We start from the raw sequence: 20,194 nt of genomic DNA on the forward strand, positions 1-20,194 counted from the left end.
CTGCCAAGCTCGAAGCTTGCACCCAATGTGCGCTCGCCAGCGATCTGGCTATATCCGCTTAGCTAACCTTAGAGTTTCCGAGGTTCATCCAGCGTTATTATTCCTAGAAACCGCAGTGCAAATGGGAAACGGGCGCTTGCCTCTTTGACCCGTGAGCGAGAAAAAAACAACCGATGAGCTGAGCTCATTCGGTAGGGAGACCCCGCCTACTTTTGTCGAAGTTTCGTGGTTATCCGGATCGACGGCGGAGTTGTCACAGACACAGAAAACCTGTATCCAATTCTTCTCACACAATCGCCGCGGGTAATGCGATAACTTGGGGTATCATTTTTGGTCACGCCCGCTAATCCCGATCGATGACCTTACTAAGAAAACTCACGATCGCGTACCGTGGACGAGGTGCTCCTCGGTTCCGTTGAGCTGACTCGATGGGACGCGCATTGGATTGTTATCCACAGCGGCAGTCGCGGAAGAAACGCTATAGAGCGAGGAGAAGAGCTTGCCCTTTGAGCTCGAGACGTTGTGTAGGGTCTCGTTGCTTGTAGCTCGGCGACATCGAGGAATCCGATTGATCTATCGAGATAACCGCTGGGGAGAGCGTTGTGTCTGTAGTGGCTAGGGAGTGTCCTGCGGAGTTATGTAGGTGACGTTGGTGGTCATAATCCCATAGACCTCGGCGCCAATCACGACAATGCACACAGCCACCACGGAACTGAAAAGCGCAACCGGATCGTAAAATTCGGCGTCTCGAACGGAGTAGAGAACGATACCGGCCACGATAAGTTTGACCAGCCATCCACCCAATATCACCACCCCAGTAGTACTCGGTGACGAGGATGCGGTAATGAGCACATTTATCACCGTGAGCAGCATAAAGGCACCACCGATACCCGATCCCACCAAGACTCCCCACAATCCGGGGAGTCCGCTGACCGCTCCCCACACCATAAGCAGGACGATCGTGACAATGACGAGGGCATGCAGACCAAAATAGAGGGCTCGATTGAGGGGCCTTTTATGGTCATCGTAGGGCGAGCGTGTTTTCACGGGTTTTTAAAACTTTCGTTGATCGCTGGAGGAGCTTGAGGGTGAGAGTCTATAAGAATCTTAAGTTCAGGTTGGCGTTCTCTTCTTCCTTCATAAATAGGGCGTGCCGTTAGGGCCACCACAACAATAAAGGACACGACAGTAGCGATGCTAGCGGCCTGCGACGGTACGATGGAAAACGCCACGGCTCCAAAAGCCGCCAAGGATACCCAGGCATAGATGATCAGTACCGCCCTGCGATGGGTATGTCCGATGGATAATAACCTGTGGTGGATATGAAGCTGATCCGCTGAAAAAGGTGATTGCCCGCGTAACAACCGTTGGATAACCACCACAATGAGATCGCCCACAGGTATGAGGATCACCGCAATGACCACCATGAGCGGCGATAAAAGAGCAATAATATCTACGACCCCGTAGAGGCTGAGGCTAGTTTTTCCTGATGCGGAGGTTGAGGCTGCCGCTAGTAACAAACCGATCAGCATGGCACCGGAGTCACCCATGAATATTCGGGCGGGCTCAAAATTATGGGGCAAAAAGCCTGCACAGATACCTACGAGCGCTGCCGCAATAATAGCCGGAGGATAGGCGGAGACCATTCCGCCCTGATCATGGAGGACGGTCAGCGAGTAGAGAAGGATCGCTCCCCCTCCGATGAGGCCCACGCCAGCAGCTAAGCCATCAAGGCCGTCGATGAAGTTAATCGCATTGATGAGGGTAACGGTGAATAGGACCGTCACGAACGTCGAGGCGATGGGGTCCAAAATGAACGTACTCCCGCCATCGAGCGGCAACCATATAAGTGTCCAGGTAAGTCCCAAGAAGACCATGATGATCGCGGCCACCAGCTGGCCAACGAGTTTCGTAAGAGCGTCGAGTTCCCAGAGATCGTCGCAAATTCCCACCAAGACTACTATGAAACCGCCGGCCAAAACAGCGTCCATCTCTGGGGTCAGTGGCTGAAAACCCCTCGTGAGAGCTGGCAATTGAGCCGCTAGTAGGACGGCACAAACAAATCCTGTGAACATAGCGGCGCCGCCAAGTCTCGGCTTAGGAACTAAGTGCACGTCGCGCTCGCGGATCTCCCCCATGCGTCCGGCCTTGACCATGGCCATTCGTACGATCCCTGTGGTGAGATATGTCAAAGAAGCGGCAACTAGAAGCACGAGCCCTAGTTCGCGCATCGGGACGCCGGCAACTCCCGCCCCCATCTACCTGATGCTCTCAGGATCAACATCGAGAACCTCTGCGATTCTGTCAGCACTCAGGGCGCCTTCGCGCAGTAATTTAGGGTGGGTACCTGAGAGATCGAGAATCGATGAGGCAACCTTAGCGGCACACTCTCCCCCGTCGAGATACACCGCAACCTTATCGCCCAACTGTTCTTTAGCCTGAACGACCGTAGTTGCAGGTGGTTGACCAGAGATATTCGCTGACGACACGGCCATGGGACCGGTTGCTCGTAAAAGCTCGATTGCTACTGGATGAAGGGGCATCCTCAACATGACTGTGCCCCTCGTATCCCCGAGATTCCACCTCAGCGACGGAGCTTGCGGTATAACAATACTCAACGCGCCAGGCCAGAAAGCTTCGATGAGAGTACGCAAACGATCATCATACGAGTGGACGAGTCCGCGAGCGGTCTCCCAACTACCAACAAGAACGGGTACGGGCATATTTGGTCCGCGATCTTTGGTAGTGAGCAGGCGTTCAACCGCCCGAATATCAAAGGCGTTACAGCCGAGGCCGTAAAGCGTATCGGTAGGAAGCACCACTAGTTGCCCCGACTCGACTGCACTGAGGGCGGCTTTGATCCCTAATGCCCGGTTATCGGCTGAACTGCACTGGTAAATTCTGCTCATGATCGCCTCTTTATTCTTTTTGGCTATAGATCGTCTCTCAAGTGTTACAGCTTACTCTTTGCCGTTACGAATCGCGGCTTAGCCGCAGCATCCAGATGCCCGCATATATTCTCAAAGCCATGCGTGGCTAGCAGAGTGATAACTTCATCTTGCGTGGTGTCGTCGTGTTCAATTGCAATCAATCCACCAGGTCTTAAGTTCGAGTCAATAGTAGTGACAAGTTTATTTATGATCTCCATACCCGACTCGCCTGCGAATACGGCTTGGGGCGGATCGGCGTAAACTTCCGGTTCCAGTGTGGGCGATTCTGGTACATAGGGTGGGTTAGTAAGGATCATATCGAGATCTTTCGGTACTATTCGCGGATCGCAGGCGTCACCAGCAATAATCTCTACGTTGTCAAAAGGAGCCAGGTTCTTTTTGGTATAGGCTAAGGCTGCTGCAGAGATTTCCACAGCGAAGACCTGAGCGTGGCGTCCCAGCGAAGTCGCTATATAACCAGCAATGGCTCCGGAACCGGTACAAAGATCGGCAATTCTTGGCGCCTTCCGCTCCTTCAGCATTTCTTGAGCATGCTCCACAGCCCACTGAGCCATGGCTTCGGTTTCAGGTCGGGGTATAAAAACTCCTGGTCCGACGGCTAAGTCGAGCGACCCGAAGGCTGCGGTGCCAATTATATATTGCAGCGGCTCCCTGAGAGCGCGCCTCGCGACTAGCAGTGAAAAATCCTGGGCAAAATCCTCGGGAACAGAGCTGAGAAAACCCAGATCTAAAGGCTGACATTTAAGAATATGTGCGGCCAGCGCTCGGGCGTCATAGGCAGGCGAAGCCACCCCCGCTTGAGCAAGGGTGGCTTCAGCTTGCGTGAGAAGGTCACGCACGTGACTTACTCCGCTTCGAGACGCGCCGCGCGTTCGGCGTCTCGCAGTGCCGAGAAGAGATCATCGAGATCACCATTGAGAACTGAGTCGAGGTTATTCGACTTGTAGCCTATGCGGTGATCGGAGATTCGGTTCTCGGGCCAGTTGTAGGTTCGCACTCGCTCCGAGCGGTCGAGAGTGCGAATCTGTGCGGCGCGCCCTTCAGCAGCCTCGGCATCTGCTGCCTCTTCAGCAAGCGCCTGCAGTCGTGCAGCGAGCACCTGCATTGCGCGAGCCTTGTTTTGGATCTGGGAGCGCTCTTTCTGGCAGGTGACGACAATGCCCGTAGGCAGGTGGGTGATACGCACCGCTGAATCGGTGGTGTTCACACCCTGGCCACCTTTACCAGACGAGCGGTACACATCGACTCGCAGATCTTTATCGTCGATCTCCACTTCCGCGATCTCATCAGGCTCAGGGTAGACCAGTACTCCAGCGGCTGAGGTTTGAATCCGCCCCTGAGATTCGGTGACAGGCACACGCTGTACGCGGTGGACGCCACCCTCGAACTTGAAAATGCTCCACGCTCCGTCTCGGGAGGGCTGCTTCGAACGAATTGACAAGGTTATATCCTTGACACCGCCAAGATCAGACTCTGAGAGATCGAGTACTTCGGTAATGAAACCGTGCTTCTCGGCAAAGCGCTGGTACATCCGCACCAGCTCTCCTGCAAAGAGTGCAGCTTCTTCGCCGCCAGCTCCGGCTTTAACCTCCATAACAATATCCTCAGAGTCATGGGGGTCGCGCGGAGCCAGGAGATCGGCCAGCTGCTCCTCCAATTGCACGATTGTGCCCTCTAATTCTTCGGCTTCAGCCTTGAATTCGGCATCCTCGTGCGCCATTGATGCTGCGGCTTCATGATCTTCGCGAGCCTGAACCAGTTTCCGATTGACATTCATGATTGGCTGCAACTCTGAATAGCGCTTCGAGAGTTTCCTAAATAAAGCCTGATCATTCATGGTCTCGGGATCAGACATCTGTGCCTCGATGCCCTGATACTCCGAGACGATATCGTCAACGGCTGAAACGTGTGTTGCCACCAGTTACTCCTGTTCGTTATCAGCAGACATAATTGACGAGGAAGCGATCTGCATCATGAACTCGCGATTACTCTTCGTCTTTTTCAGCTGCTTGATCAATAGATCAATAGCCTGCTGATTATCCAATGCCGAAAGGATTCGGCGCAGCTTGTGCATCAGGCGGGCTTCTTCAGGAGCGAGAAGCAACTCATCCTTACGTGTACCAGAAGGATTAACATCCACTGCTGGGAATACGCGACGCTCTGCAATTTTGCGATCCAGCTTCAGTTCGGCGTTGCCGGTGCCCTTGAATTCCTCAAAGATCACGTTGTCACCCGCGGAACCGGTTTCCACCATGGCCGTAGCGATGATCGTTAACGAGCCGCCATTTTCGATATTACGAGCCGCTCCGAGGAAGCGCTTCGGCGGATATAGAGCGTTGGAGTCCACACCACCGGAGAGAATACGACCAGAAGCCGGTGAGGAGTTGTTGTAGGCGCGGCCCAACCTCGTAATAGAGTCGAGTAGAACCACCACGTCTTGACCCTGCTCCACTAGACGCTTGGCTCGCTCAATGGCTAATTCGGCCACCGCGGTGTGCTCTGATGGCGGACGGTCGAATGTCGAGGAAATGACCTCGCCTTTTACGCTACGCTGCATATCGGTGACTTCTTCAGGCCGTTCGTCTACAAGCACCACCATGAGATAGCACTCAGGGTTATTTGTGGCGATGGCATTGGCAATATTCTGCATAACCGTGGTCTTACCGGCCTTCGGGGGCGATACGATAAGGGCTCGCTGCCCCTTGCCAATAGGCATGATCAAGTCAATAACGCGGGTTGTGAGAATATTTTGCTCGGTCTCCAAACGCAAGCGCTGGTTTGGATACAGTGGAGTCAGCGAGTTGAAGGCGGGGCGGGCTTTAGCCTCTTCTACCGTCATGCCGTTGACGGAATCAACGCGAACGAGAGGGTTATATTTCTGGCGATTGCGACCGCGCCCATAGTTACCGCGATTGTCGTTATTCCCGCCCACACGGACACCACCGACAATATAGTCACCGGATCGCAGCCCTAAGCGGCGGATCATCTGGTTATTAACGTAGACGTCCGCTGGCCCTGCATGATAGCTCGAGGTTCGTACAAAAGCGATATTGGAATCGACAATATCGAGAATTCCTGCAGCTTCCTGAATATTTTCTTCTTTGGCTTCGCGCTCATCCTGATTGTCGCGGCTGTCGCGGTTATCACGGCCGTCCCGTCCACGTCGCCCTCGGCGGCCACGACGCTCCCCCCGACGATCTCCCCGATGGGAGCGATTGTCCTGAGAATCGTCATCGGATGCGGAATCGGTCTGTTCTGAGTTGTCGTTCTGCGGAGCCGACTCATCGGCACCATCGTGACTATGTCGTCCTCGACCCCTCTCGTCGCGGCGGGAGCGGTTCCGCCGCGCGCGACGTGCAGCCGAGCGGGATTCGTAGCGGTTATCACCATCACGCTCATCCTCTGAGCCCGCATCTCTGGATTCTGTATCCTCGTGCTGATTATCGCCCTCTTCGCCGTCCTGATGGCGCCGCTGAGTACGCTGCTTAGGCTGCGAGCTCTCGTCGCCCTCGGCCGAAGCGGAGTCGGCCGAACTGTGCTTAGTCACCCGCCGACGACGTGGGCGCTTGTCGGTAGTGTCAGTTTCTTGATTGTCAGCAACTGGGCGATTGTCACTGGGGGTAGATTCAGCCCGGGCTGGAGCGTGGTCGGCGTTGTTGATGGCGGCTATTAAATCGCCCTTACGCAGGGCGGAAATTCCTTTAAGACCGAGATCGGCTGCCATTTTCCGCAGCTCAGGTAGGCGCAGAGCTGCGAGATTTCGCGGTGCGCCTTGATCTGTTGTAGTCACAGATGTCCTTTCAGTTTCACTGTGCTCGTTGCTAGCTGTGAGGTTGGGGTATATCAGCCATCGATGGCCATTGGGGCGCTGAATGCCGATGCGGCAAGGCATCGTGACAGCGACGCCCTTCAATGGAAGACCATGAAATGCGGAGCAAGTCCTACTATGTATGTGGATGAACAAACTGAGCAATCTTTAGTCACAGAATTTGCAGGCTTCTCCCGTTTGAGCGAAATTCAACGCGCACAACCTCTGGTGCAAATAGTGCGGACGCGGGGGAGGCAAAGATTGGTATGTTCGTTCGTTAGTCTAGCTCAATCTGCGCGAATATGAAAAATGGCCGTATGAGAACTCTCTTCTCCCCTCACGGCATTCAGCTAATAAGGTGGCGAGTTCGCTTACGGTCCTAGCGAACTGATTGCTACGCTTATACTCATGCTTTCTACCATGCAGGAAGTCCCTCTTAATATTTCTCGCATTCTGGATTACGGTGCGCGCGCATTCGGGCCTACGCTCATTAAAACGTGGGAATCTGGGGAGGAATTTACAAGCACCTACCGTGAACTGGCTGCGCGAGCGGCCGCGCTCGCGCATGCCCTCGCCGATGAGTTGGAAATCAAACCCTCCCATCGGGTGGGCACCTTCATGTTTAATTGCACTGAGCACCTGGAGACCCTTTTTGCTGTGACCTGTATGGGGGCAGTATTTAATCCTCTGAACAAGCAGCTACTGAATGCGCAGATTGCTCATATCATCAATCTTGCGGAAGATCAGGTTATTATCGCCGATCAGCGCCTGGCAAAACAATTGGGTGAGGTCCTATCGACGGGGTGCCCGAGCGTTCGGGCAGTGATTTTCATCGGTCGCACCAATCCGCAGGCGGCTTCACGCTATATACCTTCAGGCATTACCACCTTTTCTTATGAGGCCCTCCTCGACGGGCGGCGTTCGACCTATCCGTGGCCCCTACTGCCGGAAAATGCTGCAGCAGCACTCTGTTATTCCACTGGCACTACTGGCGAGCCGAAGGGCGTAGTGTATTCCCAGCGCTCTTTGTATTTGAAAGCGATCAGTTTGCGCACCTCCGACTCCTTGGGAATTTCGCATGGACGAACCTTTCTGTGCTGCGTCCCGATTTATCACACACTTTCGTGGTGCGTGCCCATCGCCGCAGTCATGTCTGGGGCACCCCTAGTATTTCCAGGGGCTGATTTAACACCACGATCCCTAGCAGAGCTCATAGAAACCACCTCTCCGCAGGCTGCAAATGGAGTTCCGTCCATCTGGATTCAGGTCGTGATGTACTATCTGGCGCACCCACCAAATAATATTTCGCTGCGGGAGATTTTTTCTGGTGGTTCCCCCGTTCCACCGGCGCTGATGGATTTATGGCGCAATAACTTCGGCATTGATCTCGTTCAAATCTGGGGCATGACCGAAACCTCTGGTGTCACCACGGTGGCCCGTCCGCCTACTGGACTATCACCCGATGCCGAACGTTCCTACCGGATCACCCAAGGTCGTTTCCCCGCCGCCGTTGACTATCGTGTGGTCAACGATGGCCGGGTGGTCAATAGCACGGAGCGCCACGATGGTGAGATTCAGGTTAGGGGTACGTGGATTACCGGTTCTTATTATCACTCCTCGAACGAAGGCTCAGCAGTCAGCGATCACCCGTCAGACCCCTCTAAAGCCGATAATTATGCGCAACAGTTCACTGAAGATGGGTGGCTTCGCACAGGTGATGTCGGCACGGTTACTGCTGATGGTTTCCTCATTCTTAACGACCGCGCCCGAGATGTCATCCGTTCCGGAGGAGAATGGATTTACTCCAGCCTCTTGGAAAATGAAATCATGTCCGCACCTGAAGTTGTTGAGTGCGCCGTTATTGGAAACCACGACCGCACCTGGGGTGAGCGTCCGCTAGCAATTACCAAATTGGTTGCTGATGTCGATGCTACCTTTGAGACCGCAGATAAATTACGCGATCACCTACGCGAAACGTTCCCTTCGTGGATGCTTCCTGAGTACTGGGCCTTTGTCGAAAATATTGCTAAAACCTCAGTAGGAAAATTCGACAAGATCGAACTCAGAGCTACCGCGGCCCGCGGCGATCTCGACATCATTAAACTACCCGGACCGGGCAGCTCCCGAGTTCGTTAAGCTATGACCTTGGTGCTCACTCCACCAGCAATTTCTAGAGTGAGAACTTGTAATCCCGCGGCTACAGCTTCATCGATGAGCGACTGGTCGACCCAGGTGGTTCCTAACACCATACAGGTGGGGCCAGCACCGGAAAGGTAAGCTGCATAGCCCTTGTCCCGCAACCGCTCAATCCATGAGGCAGTCTGCTCTAAGACCGCGGCACGATAAGGTTGATGCAGCACGTCTTCTGTGGCGCTCTGCAGGTGCTCGGGATGCTCGTTTAAGGCGGCGACCATTAAAGCTGCACGCGAAATATTAAAGCGGGCATCTAGGTGAGAAATGCTTGCGGGTAAGACTTTACGCACCTCATGTGTGGAGGCGTGGCAACTTGGTACAAAAGCCGTAGCCTTGAGGTCGGGATGAACCGGAGTGGTGACCGCCTGGTAGCGCTTACTTTCACCAGCAGTTGACCATGAAATAATGGCGCCACCGAAAAGAGAAGCTGCGGCGTTATCGGGGTGACCTTCAAATTCAGAGGCTAATTGTAAAAGGGTAGCAGAATCGAGTGCATCACCAGTTAATGCTTGAGCTAAAGCCACTCCCGCAACCGCGGCTGCGGCCGAGGAACCAAGGCCTCTAGAATGCGGGATCCTATTGTGGCAGATGATTTTCAAACCCGCAACCGTTATCCCAGCTGCCGACAGTCCAGCCTCAAGGGCACGGTAAACGAGGTGGGAGCTATCGCGGGGAACTTCCCCAGCCCCCTCGCCATGAACCTCAATATCTAGTCCCGCATCGGTCGTTATAACCTCTACCGTGTCGTAAAGTCCAAGCGCGAGACCAAGAGAATCGAAACCTGCGCCCAAGTTGGCCGTTGATGCAGGCACCGAGCAGGTAATATGACGACCAGGTTGAAGTTGGTGGCTCATTTACTCTCCTGCAAAACGTAGTACGGAGTTTACCGATAGACAGGTATCGGATTCTTCGAGGGCTGAAACCATCGAGGCTAGCGACCGTTCTTTGGCGGTATGGGTAACGAGGATGAGGCGAGCTTCACCGTGGTGATCTTCTTGGCGCACCGTGCGCAAGGATATACCCTGGTCAGCGCAGATCTGTGTGATCTCAGCCAGCACACCCACCCTATCAATAACCTTCATATCGATGTGGTACCTGGTTGGGACATCTCCAAAGTCAGCGATCGGCAAATCAGCATACGTGGATTCACCAGGAGCTCGGCCACCGAATACTTTATTACGCGCGGCGCCCACAATATCGCCTAGAACCGCGGAGGCGGTGGGGTTACCACCAGCACCATTTCCGTAAAACATTAGGCGACCAGCAGCTTCCGCTTCAACGAAGATCGCATTAAAGCTCTTACTCACGCTAGCCAAAGGGTGATCCCGTGGAATTAAGGTAGGGTGAACACGAGCGGAAACAGAGCGTTGACCTCTATCGTTGGTCAAGCGCTCGCAAATAGCCAGTAGTTTAATGGTATAACCAGCTGCTCGAGCGGCCTTGATATCATCCGAAGTAATCGCTGAGATGCCCTCGCAGTATACATCCGACGCTGTCACTCTCGTGTGGAAGGCTAGAGATGCAAGAATGGCGGCCTTGGATGCAGCATCGTATCCCTCAACATCGGCGGTGGGATCTGCTTCTGCATAGCCCAAGCGCATGGCTTCGGCGAGCACATCCTCATATTCGGCACCGGCGGAATCCATCGCATCCAATATGAAGTTGGTAGTCCCATTGACGATTCCGGCCACTGATTCGATCTGATCACCTGCAAGGGAACGCCGGAGTGGACCAACCACTGGGATAGCAGCGGCAACTGCCGCCTCAAAATAAAGATCCACCCCCGCGGAATCCGCAGCCTCGGATAGCTCTGCTGAATGAGCGGCCACCAGTGCTTTATTGGCCGTGACCACGGACTTACCGGCACGTAGGGCTTTAAGGACTAACTCACGTGGATATTCGATACCGCCGATAACTTCGACAACGAGATCGACGTCGTCACGCTCAATCAGGGAGGCGGCATCGTCGGTAAGAACACCCAGTTCGGCGGCAAGACTCGAGGTGTGCTTCTCTTTGTTGGCCACTGCAACACCGCGAACCTCGAGGGGGCCGCCTGCCCGGTGGGCAAATTCTTCAGCATTTTCAACCATGAGCCGAAGTACCTGTGAACCCACGGTTCCATTGCCCAAGATGGCCACACCCACGGGTGAATTCTCTCCCTTACCATGCCTGAAATTGCTTGCCGGATGGGTTTCGCTCATAGTAACTCCCGTTATCAAATAAAAAGTTATGGCATTTAAGTCGCGAAATCTCTCGCTACCTCTTTAAACCTATTGCCAAATTCTAAACCATAGACCGCACACCATGAATTCTTCATGCGGAAGTGTTGTCGTTCTCTTCAAGGTTGAGGAAATCCTCGATGGTCTCGCGACGCACCATTAATTGCGCTTGGCCATCTTTGACCGAAACAATTGCCGGGCGCATGAGCATATTGTATCGACTGCTCATCGAATAACAGTAGGCGCCCGTAGCAGCAGTGGCGACCAAATCTCCCCGAGCAATATCGGTAGGAATCTGCGCATGGTTGACCACGATATCCCCGGATTCGCAGTGCGAACCCACCACTCGAGCATCCACTGTCGGCGCTGAACTGAAGCCGTCCACCTTGCGTATATCGTAGATAGCCTCATAGAGTGCCGGGCGGATATTATCGCTCATCCCCCCATCCACCGAGATATAGCGGCGCGAATATCCCCCATCCAAGCTCACATCTTTTACTGTGCCCACCGTATAGAGGGTCACTGTAGATGGGCCGGCAATTGCCCGTCCTGGTTCTACCATCACAAAAGGCATGGGTACGTCTTCGCGGTGGGCGTAATCAGCGACGCGACGCAACAGATCTTTAGCTACTGCGTCAACATCGAGGGCAGTTTCGGATTCCGTATAAGCAATACCGTAGCCCCCACCAAGGTCGAGAATTGAGAAATCTCGACCCACAGACAGCTCCTTTAAAATCCTTCCATACAGTTTAAGCACCCGCTCAGCAGCAAGCGAGAAGCCTTCAGCATCAAAAACCTGAGAGCCGACGTGGCAGTGAAGACCGACGAGATTTAAGTTTTCTAATTCAACAATTCTGCGAGCAGCACGGTACGCAGAGCCTGAGTAAAGCGAGAATCCAAATTTCTGGTCCTCGTGGGCAGTGGCAATGAACTCGTGTGTATGAGCATCGATACCTGGTTTAACCCGCACCATAACATCTTGAACCTTGTCCAAGGACGCAGCTATGTCCTGCAGTTCTTCAATTTCCTGATGGGAATCTACTATCACATGACCGATGTCGTTGGCGACAATATCACCAAGAAAAGCAGCGTCTTTGTTATTACCATGGGCTGCGATAAGTGCGGGCGGAAAACCGGCGCGCAGAGCAACCTGCAATTCTCCGTGCGAAGCGATGTCGAGGGCGAGACCTTCGCTTGCCACCCATTGGGCGATACGGGTAGTAAGAAATGCTTTGGCTGCATAGTGCACGTGTTCTCCGCCCCCGAATGCCTTGGCCATATCGCGGCACCTCGAGCGGAAGTCGTCTTCATCAACAACGAAGGTGGGGGTTCCAAATTCAGCGGCAATCGCTGCAAGTGGCACACCCGCGATCGTGACACCACCATCGGCTGATCGGCACGCATTGCGGGGCCATATATGGGCGGGGAGATCATTAAAATTCACGCGTTCATCATCTTCCGGTCAAATATTAAAAGGAGCCCACGAGGCAGGACACCCCGTGGGCTTGAAAGTGGCACTGCTTCTACATCCGCTCTGGCGCACGAACGCCGAGAAGGTTCAAGGCATTGGCTAAGACCTGTTGGCTGGCCATTGCTAAAGCGAGGCGCGCGGTGTGGATGTCAGCAGCTTCCTCCCCTACTTTTGGCAGAATCTGACAGTTATCGTAGAAACGGTGGAAAGTACCTGCCAAAACTTCGCTATAGCGCGCAATACGGTGCGGTTCTCGCAATTCACAGGCGGCCTGCACCACAGCAGGGAACTCTCCGAGCGTGCGGATGAGTTCTCCCTCCCGCTCGTGCTTGAGTAACGAGAAGTCTGGGTTTATGGCTTCAATGCCGAGCTCTGCGGCCTTACGGCTCAATGAGCACAGGCGGGCGTGACCGTATTGCACATAATAAACGGGATTATCAGAGGATTGAGACTGCCATATCTCAAGATCAATGTCGAGGGTTGAATCCACTGATGAGCGGATCATCGCATAGCGGGCACCATCGATACCTATAGCGGCTACAAGATCGTCGAGAGTAATCACGGTACCGGCACGCTTGGACATTCTTACCGCGTTGCCGTCGCGCACGAGATTCACCATCTGACCAATGAGAACTTCTACCCGCTCAGGAGCGTAGCCTAGAGCGGCGGCAGCGGCCCTGAGTCTCGAGATATAACCGTGGTGATCGGCGCCCAACATATAGATGGCAATGTCATGGCCGCGTTCAAATTTATCCCTGACATAGGCGATATCGCCGGCAATATAGGCTGCGTCTCCGTCCGATTTGATAACAACGCGATCTTTGTCGTCGCCATAGTCAGTGGAACGCAGCCACCATGCGCCATCCTTTTCGTACAGGTTGCCGTTTTCTTTTAAGGCTGCAATAGCTTGGTCAACCGCGCCGGACTCGAAAAGCGAATTCTCGTGGAAGAATATATCGAAGGTGGTGCCAAATTCACGAAGTGAGGATTTAATATGACTAAACATCATATCAACTCCGTGGCTGCGGAAAATTTCGCGCATTACCTCATCGTCTTGATTGAGTGCATCTGGGTGAGCGGAGGTAATTTCTGCTGCAATCTCGGTTATATATTCTCCCCCATAGCCATCCTCTGGCGTAGGCTCGCCCTTGGCTGCAGCGAGCAGGGAATTGACAAATCGGTCGATCTGTCGCCCGTGATCATTGAAATAGTATTCGCGAGTCACATCAGCCCCGCTAAAGCTCATTATTCGCCCCAGCGAATCACCGACGGCAGCCCACCGAGTTCCGCCTAAGTGGATGGGACCAGTAGGGTTAGCCGATACGAACTCCAAGTTAATCTTTTTGCCAGCGAGGACATCGCCGGCCCCATACTGGGCTCCCAGCTTAAGGATCTGCGCGATAATCGCCCCCTGGGCTGCAGCTTGCAATGTGATATTGATAAAGCCAGGTCCAGCGATTTCGCAGGATTCGATGCCGTCGATGACGTTGAGGGCTTGCGCAAGTAGGTGACCCAATTCGCGCGGGTTCATTCCGACTTTTTTGGCTACCTGCAAGGCAATATTGGTGGCGTAATCACCATGCTCAGGATTGCGAGGGCGTTCCACGACAACAGTTTCAGGCAATACCGAAGTATCGAGCTGTTTCTCGGAGAGTACTTGGTACGCCGTGGAGGTGATGAGTTGTGAGAGTTCTGCAGGTGTCATAGGCAGTGAGTTTAGCGTATCTACTTTTCGGCAGTCACATCACATGCTGTTGAAAAAAGACATGTCAGCGAGCGCTTCGATTACTGGGTTGTGTTCCCCTTGGCTGCATAGATGGGTCCCCCGATTTCTCTCCACCTCTTATTCAAGACGCCCACCGCCACCCCGCTACCCCCTTGAATTCTTAGCCAAAACGACTCTCAACAGGTTTAACTGCTGGTTTTCAAGGAAACGGGGGTAATTTTCGACGATTTTCAACAGGCCGAAAAACCCCCACGAGGCCCACATCAGACACTGCGGGGGGTTAAGCTGTTAGCGGAGCACATAGGTAGGGGTGTCATCATCTTTCTTCGGCAGCGCAGCTTCAGGCTTCACCGATTGAAAGGTCATGCTGCTCTCTCCCTATCTGCACGAGAAGACCATAAATCCAGTCCACCATGCAACCTTGACGCTCGCCTGAGGGGTTTATGATCGCGGTGGGCGTTATGGTTGCGCCTCGGGATATAACTAGGGCGCAACTCTTCATAAAAATATTGACAATACTATCCAGTCAAAGGAGTTGCAGTGAACCAATTTACCGCTGTGACCGATGCAGTTGGCGGTAGCCTCGGCCTATCAGCCTTAGTGGGCACCCTACCCTTACTCGCATTCTTCGTCATGCTCATCGGTGTAAAAACAAGCGCCCATGTTTCCGCTGCCGTGGCTACCCTCACGGCTATCGTGGTGGCAGTCTTAGGCTTTAATATGCCCATCGACCTCGCACTAAGCGCCACCCTGCGCGGTGCGCTCTTCGGGCTATTACCCATTGTCTGGGTTATCGTGATGGCTATTTGGTTTTACCAGATCACGGTGGCATCGGGCCGATTTGAGGATCTCCGCCGCACCTTCGATAAGCTAGGCGACGGCGATGTCCGCATCCAGGCTATTCTTATCGCCTTCTGCTTCGGCGGCTTGCTCGAAGCCCTGGCGGGCTTTGGTGCACCAGTGGCCATCACGGCCACCATGATTTTGGCTCTCGGTATTAAACCGCTCAAGGCTGCCACCGTGGTCCTCTTGGCTAATACCGCTCCCGTGGCCTTCGGCGCCGTGGCCATCCCCATCACCACGGCGGGCGCTGTGGGCGGTCGCACCCTCGAACAAACCGAGAATATTGCGGCTATTGTGGGTCACCAGGCCCCACTCATCGCGGTTTTTGTGCCGGCTATCTTGCTCATCATTTTGGACGGATTCAAGGGACTCAAGGAGGCGTGGGTACCAGCGTTTGTTATTGGTTTCGCTTTCGCCATTGCCCAGTGGGCTACCTCGAATTTCTTCGCCTACCAGCTCACCGATGTGGTAGCTTGTATCGTTTCGCTTGGTGCCGCCTTTGTCTTCCTTCGTTTCTGGGATCCCCGGGGCGTGGACGAGATGCGTAAGCGCATGGAGCTCCCTCCGGCCGCAACCTCCGAGGAGCTACCTCCAATGCGCGTGTGGATGGCTTTATTGCCATATGCCGTGGTGACAGTCGTCTTCGGTGTTGCCAACTTGGGTAGTACCATTCCTGACCTCCTCAAGGCTCCAAAGATCTCCTTCGATTGGCCACTTCTGGCTGATCGCCTTGTCACCGCTGATGGCGATCCAGTGAATTCCAGCTATACCTTGTTGCTCATTCACAACCCCGGTTCCCTCCTGCTCATCTCGGGTCTCATCGTGGCAGTTATCTACGCAATCTTCACGGAGAACGGCCGTTATAAGCTAACAGCCGGAGAAGTGGTCAACGAATTCACTTCAACTGCTTATCGTATGCGCTGGTCCGCCCTGACCATCACCTTGGTTCTTGGGCTAGCTTATGTTATGAATTACTCTGGTCAAACGGTGGCTATCGGCCAGTTCGTCGCATCGCTCGGCGGCGCATATGCTTTCTTGGCTCCGTCTCTAGGTTGGGTGGGAACCGCCGTAACGGGTTCAGATACCTCGGCTAATGCACTCTTCTCTAAGATGCAGGTGACCGCTGCTAATACTGCTGGCATTAATCCCGACCTTATGCTCGCTGCCAACACCTCGGGCGGCGTAGTGGGCAAGATGGTTTCACCTCAGTCCTTGGCAATTGCCGCTACAGCGGTGAAGATGGAAGGTCGCGAGTCTGAAATTTTCAAAGCCGTTGTCTGGTGGTCCCTGGGTATGCTTTTTGTTGTATGCTCCTTGGTCTTCCTCCAAACTAACGTTCTTAGCTTCATGGCCCCCATCGTGCCGTAGTGGCTTTCCGCCTCTACGGAATAAGGGTTTAGCCCGCTAGATCTCGCATGATCTCGCAAGGTCTCCACACCCACTTGCTCCCCCATATAAGGGGGAGTAAGTGGGTGCTTTTTATTGACAACTGTTCCCCTTTTTATGCGGCTTACCACCCGCAACGATTCAAGCGGGAACTGACAATATCGGAAAGTAAGCGCTCAGTACCGTTCTTACCTTAACCTAAGTTAGGTTAGCCTTTTTGAAACACTAGTGTTTCTTATATATTGGCAGCTAGGTCGCTATTTTAGTGCTAGTTTTGGTTAGATTAACTAAGGGTGATCAGGTAGGGTAAAAGGTAGCTATTTTCGCGTCTCACGCTTTCTCTAACCCAAGGATTACTCGCAATTTTCGGGCCACAGATGCGTCACCCTCGGGTGGAGCTTTGAACTAAGCGCGGCGTGAATATCTAACTTCCACAAGACAGGAGTAGTACCACATGAGAGTTGCGCTCTTCTCTACATGCATCGGTGACGCCATGTTCCCCGATGCTTCGAAGGCCACCGCTTTGCTTCTATCCCGCTTGGGCCATGAAGTCGTTTTCCCCAAGGCCCAAACCTGCTGCGGTCAGATGCACGTCAATACCGGTTACCAACGCGAAGCGATTGGCCAAGTAAAGAACTACGTAGACGCCTTCGAGGATTCCTCCATCGACTATGTCGTTTCCCCTTCTGGCTCTTGCGTTACCGCCGTCCGCGATGATCACGAGCACTTGGCTAAACGCTATGGCACCGCCTCTCTAGTTGATGGCGCCAAGAAGTGCGCTCAAAAGACCCTCGACCTCCCCGAATTTCTGATCGATGTCGCAGGTGTGGAGAATGTCGGCGCCTTCTTCCCTCACAAGGTGACCTACCACCCCAGCTGCCACGGCTTGCGCTTTCTCAAACTTGGCGACCGCCCATACCGCTTATTGCAGCATGTCGAAGGCCTGGAGCTTATCGATTTGCCTAATAAGGAAGAATGCTGCGGATTCGGTGGCACTTTCTCGCTTAAGAACGCGGAAACTTCCGCTGCGATGGTTTCGGATAAATGCCGTAATATTCAGATAACGGGAGCAGAATTCGTTACTGGTGGCGATTCATCCTGCTTAATGAATATCGCCGGTTCCCTTTCCCGTCAGCATGTTGGCATCCGCGCTATTCATATCGCGGAAATTCTTGCATCCACTAAAGATCACGAGTGGAGCCCCACGTCGGCCGCTTATTCCAAGGAGGCAATGCTGTGAGCATTAATCTCGGCACCCCACCCATGCCACCCTACGCAACAGCACCGTCGATGTTGCGTGGCGATGATTCCTTCCCACATAAAGCCCATGATGGGCTCAATAATGTTACCCAGCGGCGTAATCTCACCAAGGCCACCACGCATATTAGGAATAAGCGCCACGAGGTCATCTCTGAAATTGATGACTGGGAAGCGCTGCGTGAAGCAGGATCCACGACCAAGCGTTATGTCCAGGCGCATCTTCCCGAGCTGCTCGAGCAGTTCGAGGAAGCAGTCACTGCCCGCGGCGGTCACGTCCATTGGGCGCGCGATGCCGCCGAGGCTGGCAAGATCGTGCTCGACTTAGTGAAGGAGCAAAATGTCGATCGCGTCGTGAAAATTAAATCTATGGCTACCCAAGAGATTGCTCTTAATGAACAGCTCGAGGAAGCTGGTATTTTTGCTCAAGAAACTGACCTCGCTGAGCTGATTGTGCAGTTAGGAGAGGATCGCCCCTCCCACATTCTGGTGCCTGCTATTCACCGCAACCGAGCCGAGATTCGCTCTATATTCCTGAAGAAGATGAGTCATATCGACGAATCGATTAGCTCCGATCCCCCGGAGCTGGCAGAGGCTGCTCGCGTATACCTACGTGAACAGTTTATGGAAGCCAAGGTAGCTATTTCGGGCGCCAATTTTGGTATCGCGGAAACAGGGCACGTCACGATTGTGGAATCAGAGGGCAATGGCCGTATGTGCCTTACACTTCCGGAAACCCTCATTTCCGTGATGGGCATTGAGAAGATTTTGCCAACTTTCCGCGACTACGAGACCTTCTTGCAATTACTGCCGCGCTCTTCCACCGGCGAACGCATGAATCCCTATACTTCACTGTGGTCAGGGGTTACTGAAGGCGATGGCCCTCAGAACTTCCATCTAATTCTGCTCGATAACGGCCGCACTGCCGCAATGTCTGACGAACTCGGCCGCGAAGCTCTCAAGTGCATCCGTTGCTCAGCTTGTTTGAATGTCTGCCCCGTCTACGAGCGCGCCGGTGGACATGCTTATGGCTCCACATATCCTGGCCCCATCGGTGCTATTTTGTCACCGCAGCTAACTGGCATGGACACCTCCGACGATCCAAATAACTATCTCCCCTATGCCTCCTCACTGTGTGGTCGCTGTAATGAAGTGTGCCCGGTTAAAATCCCTATTGTGGAGACCCTCCTTGAACTGCGCCACCAGAAGGTGGAAAAGCACAAGCCACTCGTCGAAGGTGCACTTATGGGTGCTATGCAAATGACGTGGGGCTCTCCGACTCTGTGGAACCTTGCAACGCGTGTGGTCTTCATGGGGCGTATTCTCGGAGGTTTCAACGGCAAGATTACGCATCTACCATCCTTCCTTTCTGGTTGGACCGATATTCGCGATACCGCGGTGCCACCAAAGAAATCTTTCCGACAGTGGTTCGAATCTGATGAGGCGCAGCAGCTGCTCACTGACGCCCGCCACGACGGTCTTCCCACCAATAAGCTCAACGAGGGCGAGGAGAATTAATAATGGATGCCAAGACTGAGATGCTCACCCGTATTCGGAATGCGCACAAGCTCTCCAATATGCCCGACGAGGTTGAGATTGTCCGCGAATACAACGAGAACGAGACCGAGAAGTATTCACGGGAAGAACTCAAGGACATTCTTATCGATCGCCTCCTGGACTACAAGGCTATCGTGGAAGAAAGCACCGCTGAGGGACTAGGGAATAAGATTTCCGAAATCCTTAATGCTCGCGAAGCGCGTACTGTTCGCTATGCTCCTGGTCTCGATAGTGGTCTCTTCGACTCATTTAATGGTCACGCATCTCCCGACGACAACTCTGTGGATCCGCGCACCCTCAATGAGGTTGACGCTATCGTGACTGATTCTCATGTTTCGTCGGCTCAAACTGGAACCATTTGTCTGGAGTCCAATGACCGCTGTGGTCGTCGTGCCCTCACTTTAGTGCCCGACTGCCACGTTGTGATTGTGCATATGGATTCGGTAGTTTACGGAATTCCGGAAATGATCGCCCGGTTGGGTCGCACTCGACCGATCACCATGATCTCTGGGCCTTCAGCCACCTCGGATATCGAGCTCAGCCGTGTTGAAGGTGTGCACGGCCCGCGTACTCTCATCTGTGTTTTAGTGGATGGCTAAAAATTCCTAGTGGGAGCGGCGAAGATACCCGGCCTCGCCGCTCTTTTTTAGTTTGACCTCTAAGGTGCTAAAGTAAGTCGCGTTGTTCTTTATAGAATGAGAACTTCTTGGCCCCCGTAGCTCAGTGGATAGAGCGCTGGTTTCCGGTACCAAAGGTCGCAGGTTCGACTCCTGTCGGGGGCAC

Annotated in this window: 15 protein-coding genes and 1 tRNA gene; 6 read left to right on the top strand and 10 right to left on the bottom strand. The window is 53.7% G+C overall.

What is annotated here, in order from left to right; translation table 11 throughout:
• Positions 1-615 precede the first annotated feature (615 nt).
• From NXT01_RS04360 to rho, 6 genes are read right to left on the bottom strand one after another with little or no spacing between them, the layout of a single operon-like run.
• A complete protein-coding gene (locus NXT01_RS04360) occupies positions 616-1,047 on the bottom strand; it encodes a hypothetical protein (RefSeq protein ID WP_259077994.1) in 432 nt (143 codons plus the stop codon).
• Positions 1,044-2,258: an MraY family glycosyltransferase gene (locus tag NXT01_RS04365; protein ID WP_259077995.1), complete on the bottom strand. Its 1,215-nt coding sequence runs from the start codon at positions 2,256-2,258 to the stop codon at positions 1,044-1,046. Before NXT01_RS04365 ends, NXT01_RS04360 begins: the two co-directional genes overlap by 4 nt.
• A complete protein-coding gene (locus NXT01_RS04370; RefSeq protein WP_259077996.1) occupies positions 2,259-2,909 on the bottom strand; it encodes an L-threonylcarbamoyladenylate synthase in 651 nt (216 codons plus the stop codon).
• A gap of 44 nt (positions 2,910-2,953) precedes the next feature.
• On the bottom strand, positions 2,954-3,790 hold the full coding sequence (gene prmC / locus NXT01_RS04375) for a peptide chain release factor N(5)-glutamine methyltransferase (RefSeq protein WP_259077997.1): 837 nt from the start codon (positions 3,788-3,790) through the stop codon (positions 2,954-2,956).
• A gap of 5 nt (positions 3,791-3,795) precedes the next feature.
• Complete coding sequence (gene prfA / locus NXT01_RS04380) at positions 3,796-4,869, bottom strand: peptide chain release factor 1 (protein WP_259077999.1); 1,074 nt, start codon at positions 4,867-4,869, stop codon at positions 3,796-3,798.
• Between the two features lie 3 nt (positions 4,870-4,872).
• Positions 4,873-6,741, bottom strand: a complete 1,869-nt coding sequence (gene rho, locus NXT01_RS04385; protein ID WP_259078001.1) for a transcription termination factor Rho — start codon at positions 6,739-6,741, stop codon at positions 4,873-4,875.
• A gap of 426 nt (positions 6,742-7,167) precedes the next feature.
• On the opposite strand from rho, the gene NXT01_RS04390 reads away from it, so the two are divergent.
• On the top strand, positions 7,168-8,895 hold the full coding sequence (locus tag NXT01_RS04390) for a long-chain fatty-acid--CoA ligase (RefSeq protein WP_259078003.1): 1,728 nt from the start codon (positions 7,168-7,170) through the stop codon (positions 8,893-8,895).
• Here the strand turns inward: NXT01_RS04390 and thrB are convergent.
• The 4 genes from thrB to argS all read right to left on the bottom strand — a co-directional run bounded on the left by thrB (position 8,892) and on the right by argS (position 14,347).
• Complete coding sequence (gene thrB, locus NXT01_RS04395) at positions 8,892-9,806, bottom strand: homoserine kinase (protein ID WP_259078005.1); 915 nt, start codon at positions 9,804-9,806, stop codon at positions 8,892-8,894. The two genes, NXT01_RS04390 and thrB, sit on opposite strands and share 4 nt — an antisense overlap.
• Positions 9,807-11,153, bottom strand: a complete 1,347-nt coding sequence (locus tag NXT01_RS04400; protein ID WP_259078006.1) for a homoserine dehydrogenase — start codon at positions 11,151-11,153, stop codon at positions 9,807-9,809.
• 112 nt (positions 11,154-11,265) lie between these two features.
• On the bottom strand, positions 11,266-12,615 hold the full coding sequence (gene lysA / locus NXT01_RS04405) for a diaminopimelate decarboxylase (RefSeq protein ID WP_259078008.1): 1,350 nt from the start codon (positions 12,613-12,615) through the stop codon (positions 11,266-11,268).
• A gap of 79 nt (positions 12,616-12,694) precedes the next feature.
• Positions 12,695-14,347, bottom strand: coding sequence for an arginine--tRNA ligase (gene argS, locus NXT01_RS04410; RefSeq protein WP_259078010.1), 1,653 nt, complete (start codon positions 14,345-14,347; stop codon positions 12,695-12,697).
• A gap of 561 nt (positions 14,348-14,908) precedes the next feature.
• On the opposite strand from argS, the gene NXT01_RS04415 reads away from it, so the two are divergent.
• The 5 genes from NXT01_RS04415 to NXT01_RS04435 all read left to right on the top strand — a co-directional run bounded on the left by NXT01_RS04415 (position 14,909) and on the right by NXT01_RS04435 (position 20,193).
• On the top strand, positions 14,909-16,579 hold the full coding sequence (locus tag NXT01_RS04415) for an L-lactate permease (RefSeq protein ID WP_259078012.1): 1,671 nt from the start codon (positions 14,909-14,911) through the stop codon (positions 16,577-16,579).
• A 472-nt stretch (positions 16,580-17,051) separates the two neighbouring features.
• On the top strand, positions 17,052-17,837 hold the full coding sequence (locus NXT01_RS04420) for a (Fe-S)-binding protein (protein ID WP_259078013.1): 786 nt from the start codon (positions 17,052-17,054) through the stop codon (positions 17,835-17,837).
• Positions 17,834-19,372, top strand: a complete 1,539-nt coding sequence (locus NXT01_RS04425; protein WP_259078015.1) for a LutB/LldF family L-lactate oxidation iron-sulfur protein — start codon at positions 17,834-17,836, stop codon at positions 19,370-19,372. The genes NXT01_RS04420 and NXT01_RS04425 overlap by 4 nt, the downstream gene beginning before the upstream one ends.
• Before the next feature lie 2 nt (positions 19,373-19,374).
• Positions 19,375-20,010, top strand: a complete 636-nt coding sequence (locus NXT01_RS04430) for an LUD domain-containing protein (protein WP_259078017.1) — start codon at positions 19,375-19,377, stop codon at positions 20,008-20,010.
• Positions 20,011-20,120: 110 nt separating this feature from the next.
• Positions 20,121-20,193: transfer RNA gene (locus NXT01_RS04435), tRNA-Arg, on the top strand.
• The last annotated feature ends 1 nt before the right edge of the window (position 20,194 follow it).

The sequence above is a fragment of the Corynebacterium sp. ES2775-CONJ genome (assembly GCF_024814515.1).
Lineage (GTDB): Bacteria > Actinomycetota > Actinomycetes > Mycobacteriales > Mycobacteriaceae > Corynebacterium.

Coding starts and splice junctions, on each gene's coding strand:
- NXT01_RS04365 (WP_259077995.1), bottom strand. CDS start 2,258: ATGGGGGCGGGAGTTGCCGGCGTCCCGATGCGCGAACTAGGGCTCGTG.
- NXT01_RS04370 (WP_259077996.1), bottom strand. CDS start 2,909: ATGAGCAGAATTTACCAGTGCAGTTCAGCCGATAACCGGGCATTAGGG.
- NXT01_RS04390 (WP_259078003.1), top strand. CDS start 7,168: ATGCTTTCTACCATGCAGGAAGTCCCTCTTAATATTTCTCGCATTCTG.
- thrB (WP_259078005.1), bottom strand. CDS start 9,806: ATGAGCCACCAACTTCAACCTGGTCGTCATATTACCTGCTCGGTGCCT.
- NXT01_RS04400 (WP_259078006.1), bottom strand. CDS start 11,153: ATGAGCGAAACCCATCCGGCAAGCAATTTCAGGCATGGTAAGGGAGAG.
- argS (WP_259078010.1), bottom strand. CDS start 14,347: ATGACACCTGCAGAACTCTCACAACTCATCACCTCCACGGCGTACCAA.
- NXT01_RS04420 (WP_259078013.1), top strand. CDS start 17,052: ATGAGAGTTGCGCTCTTCTCTACATGCATCGGTGACGCCATGTTCCCC.
- NXT01_RS04430 (WP_259078017.1), top strand. CDS start 19,375: ATGGATGCCAAGACTGAGATGCTCACCCGTATTCGGAATGCGCACAAG.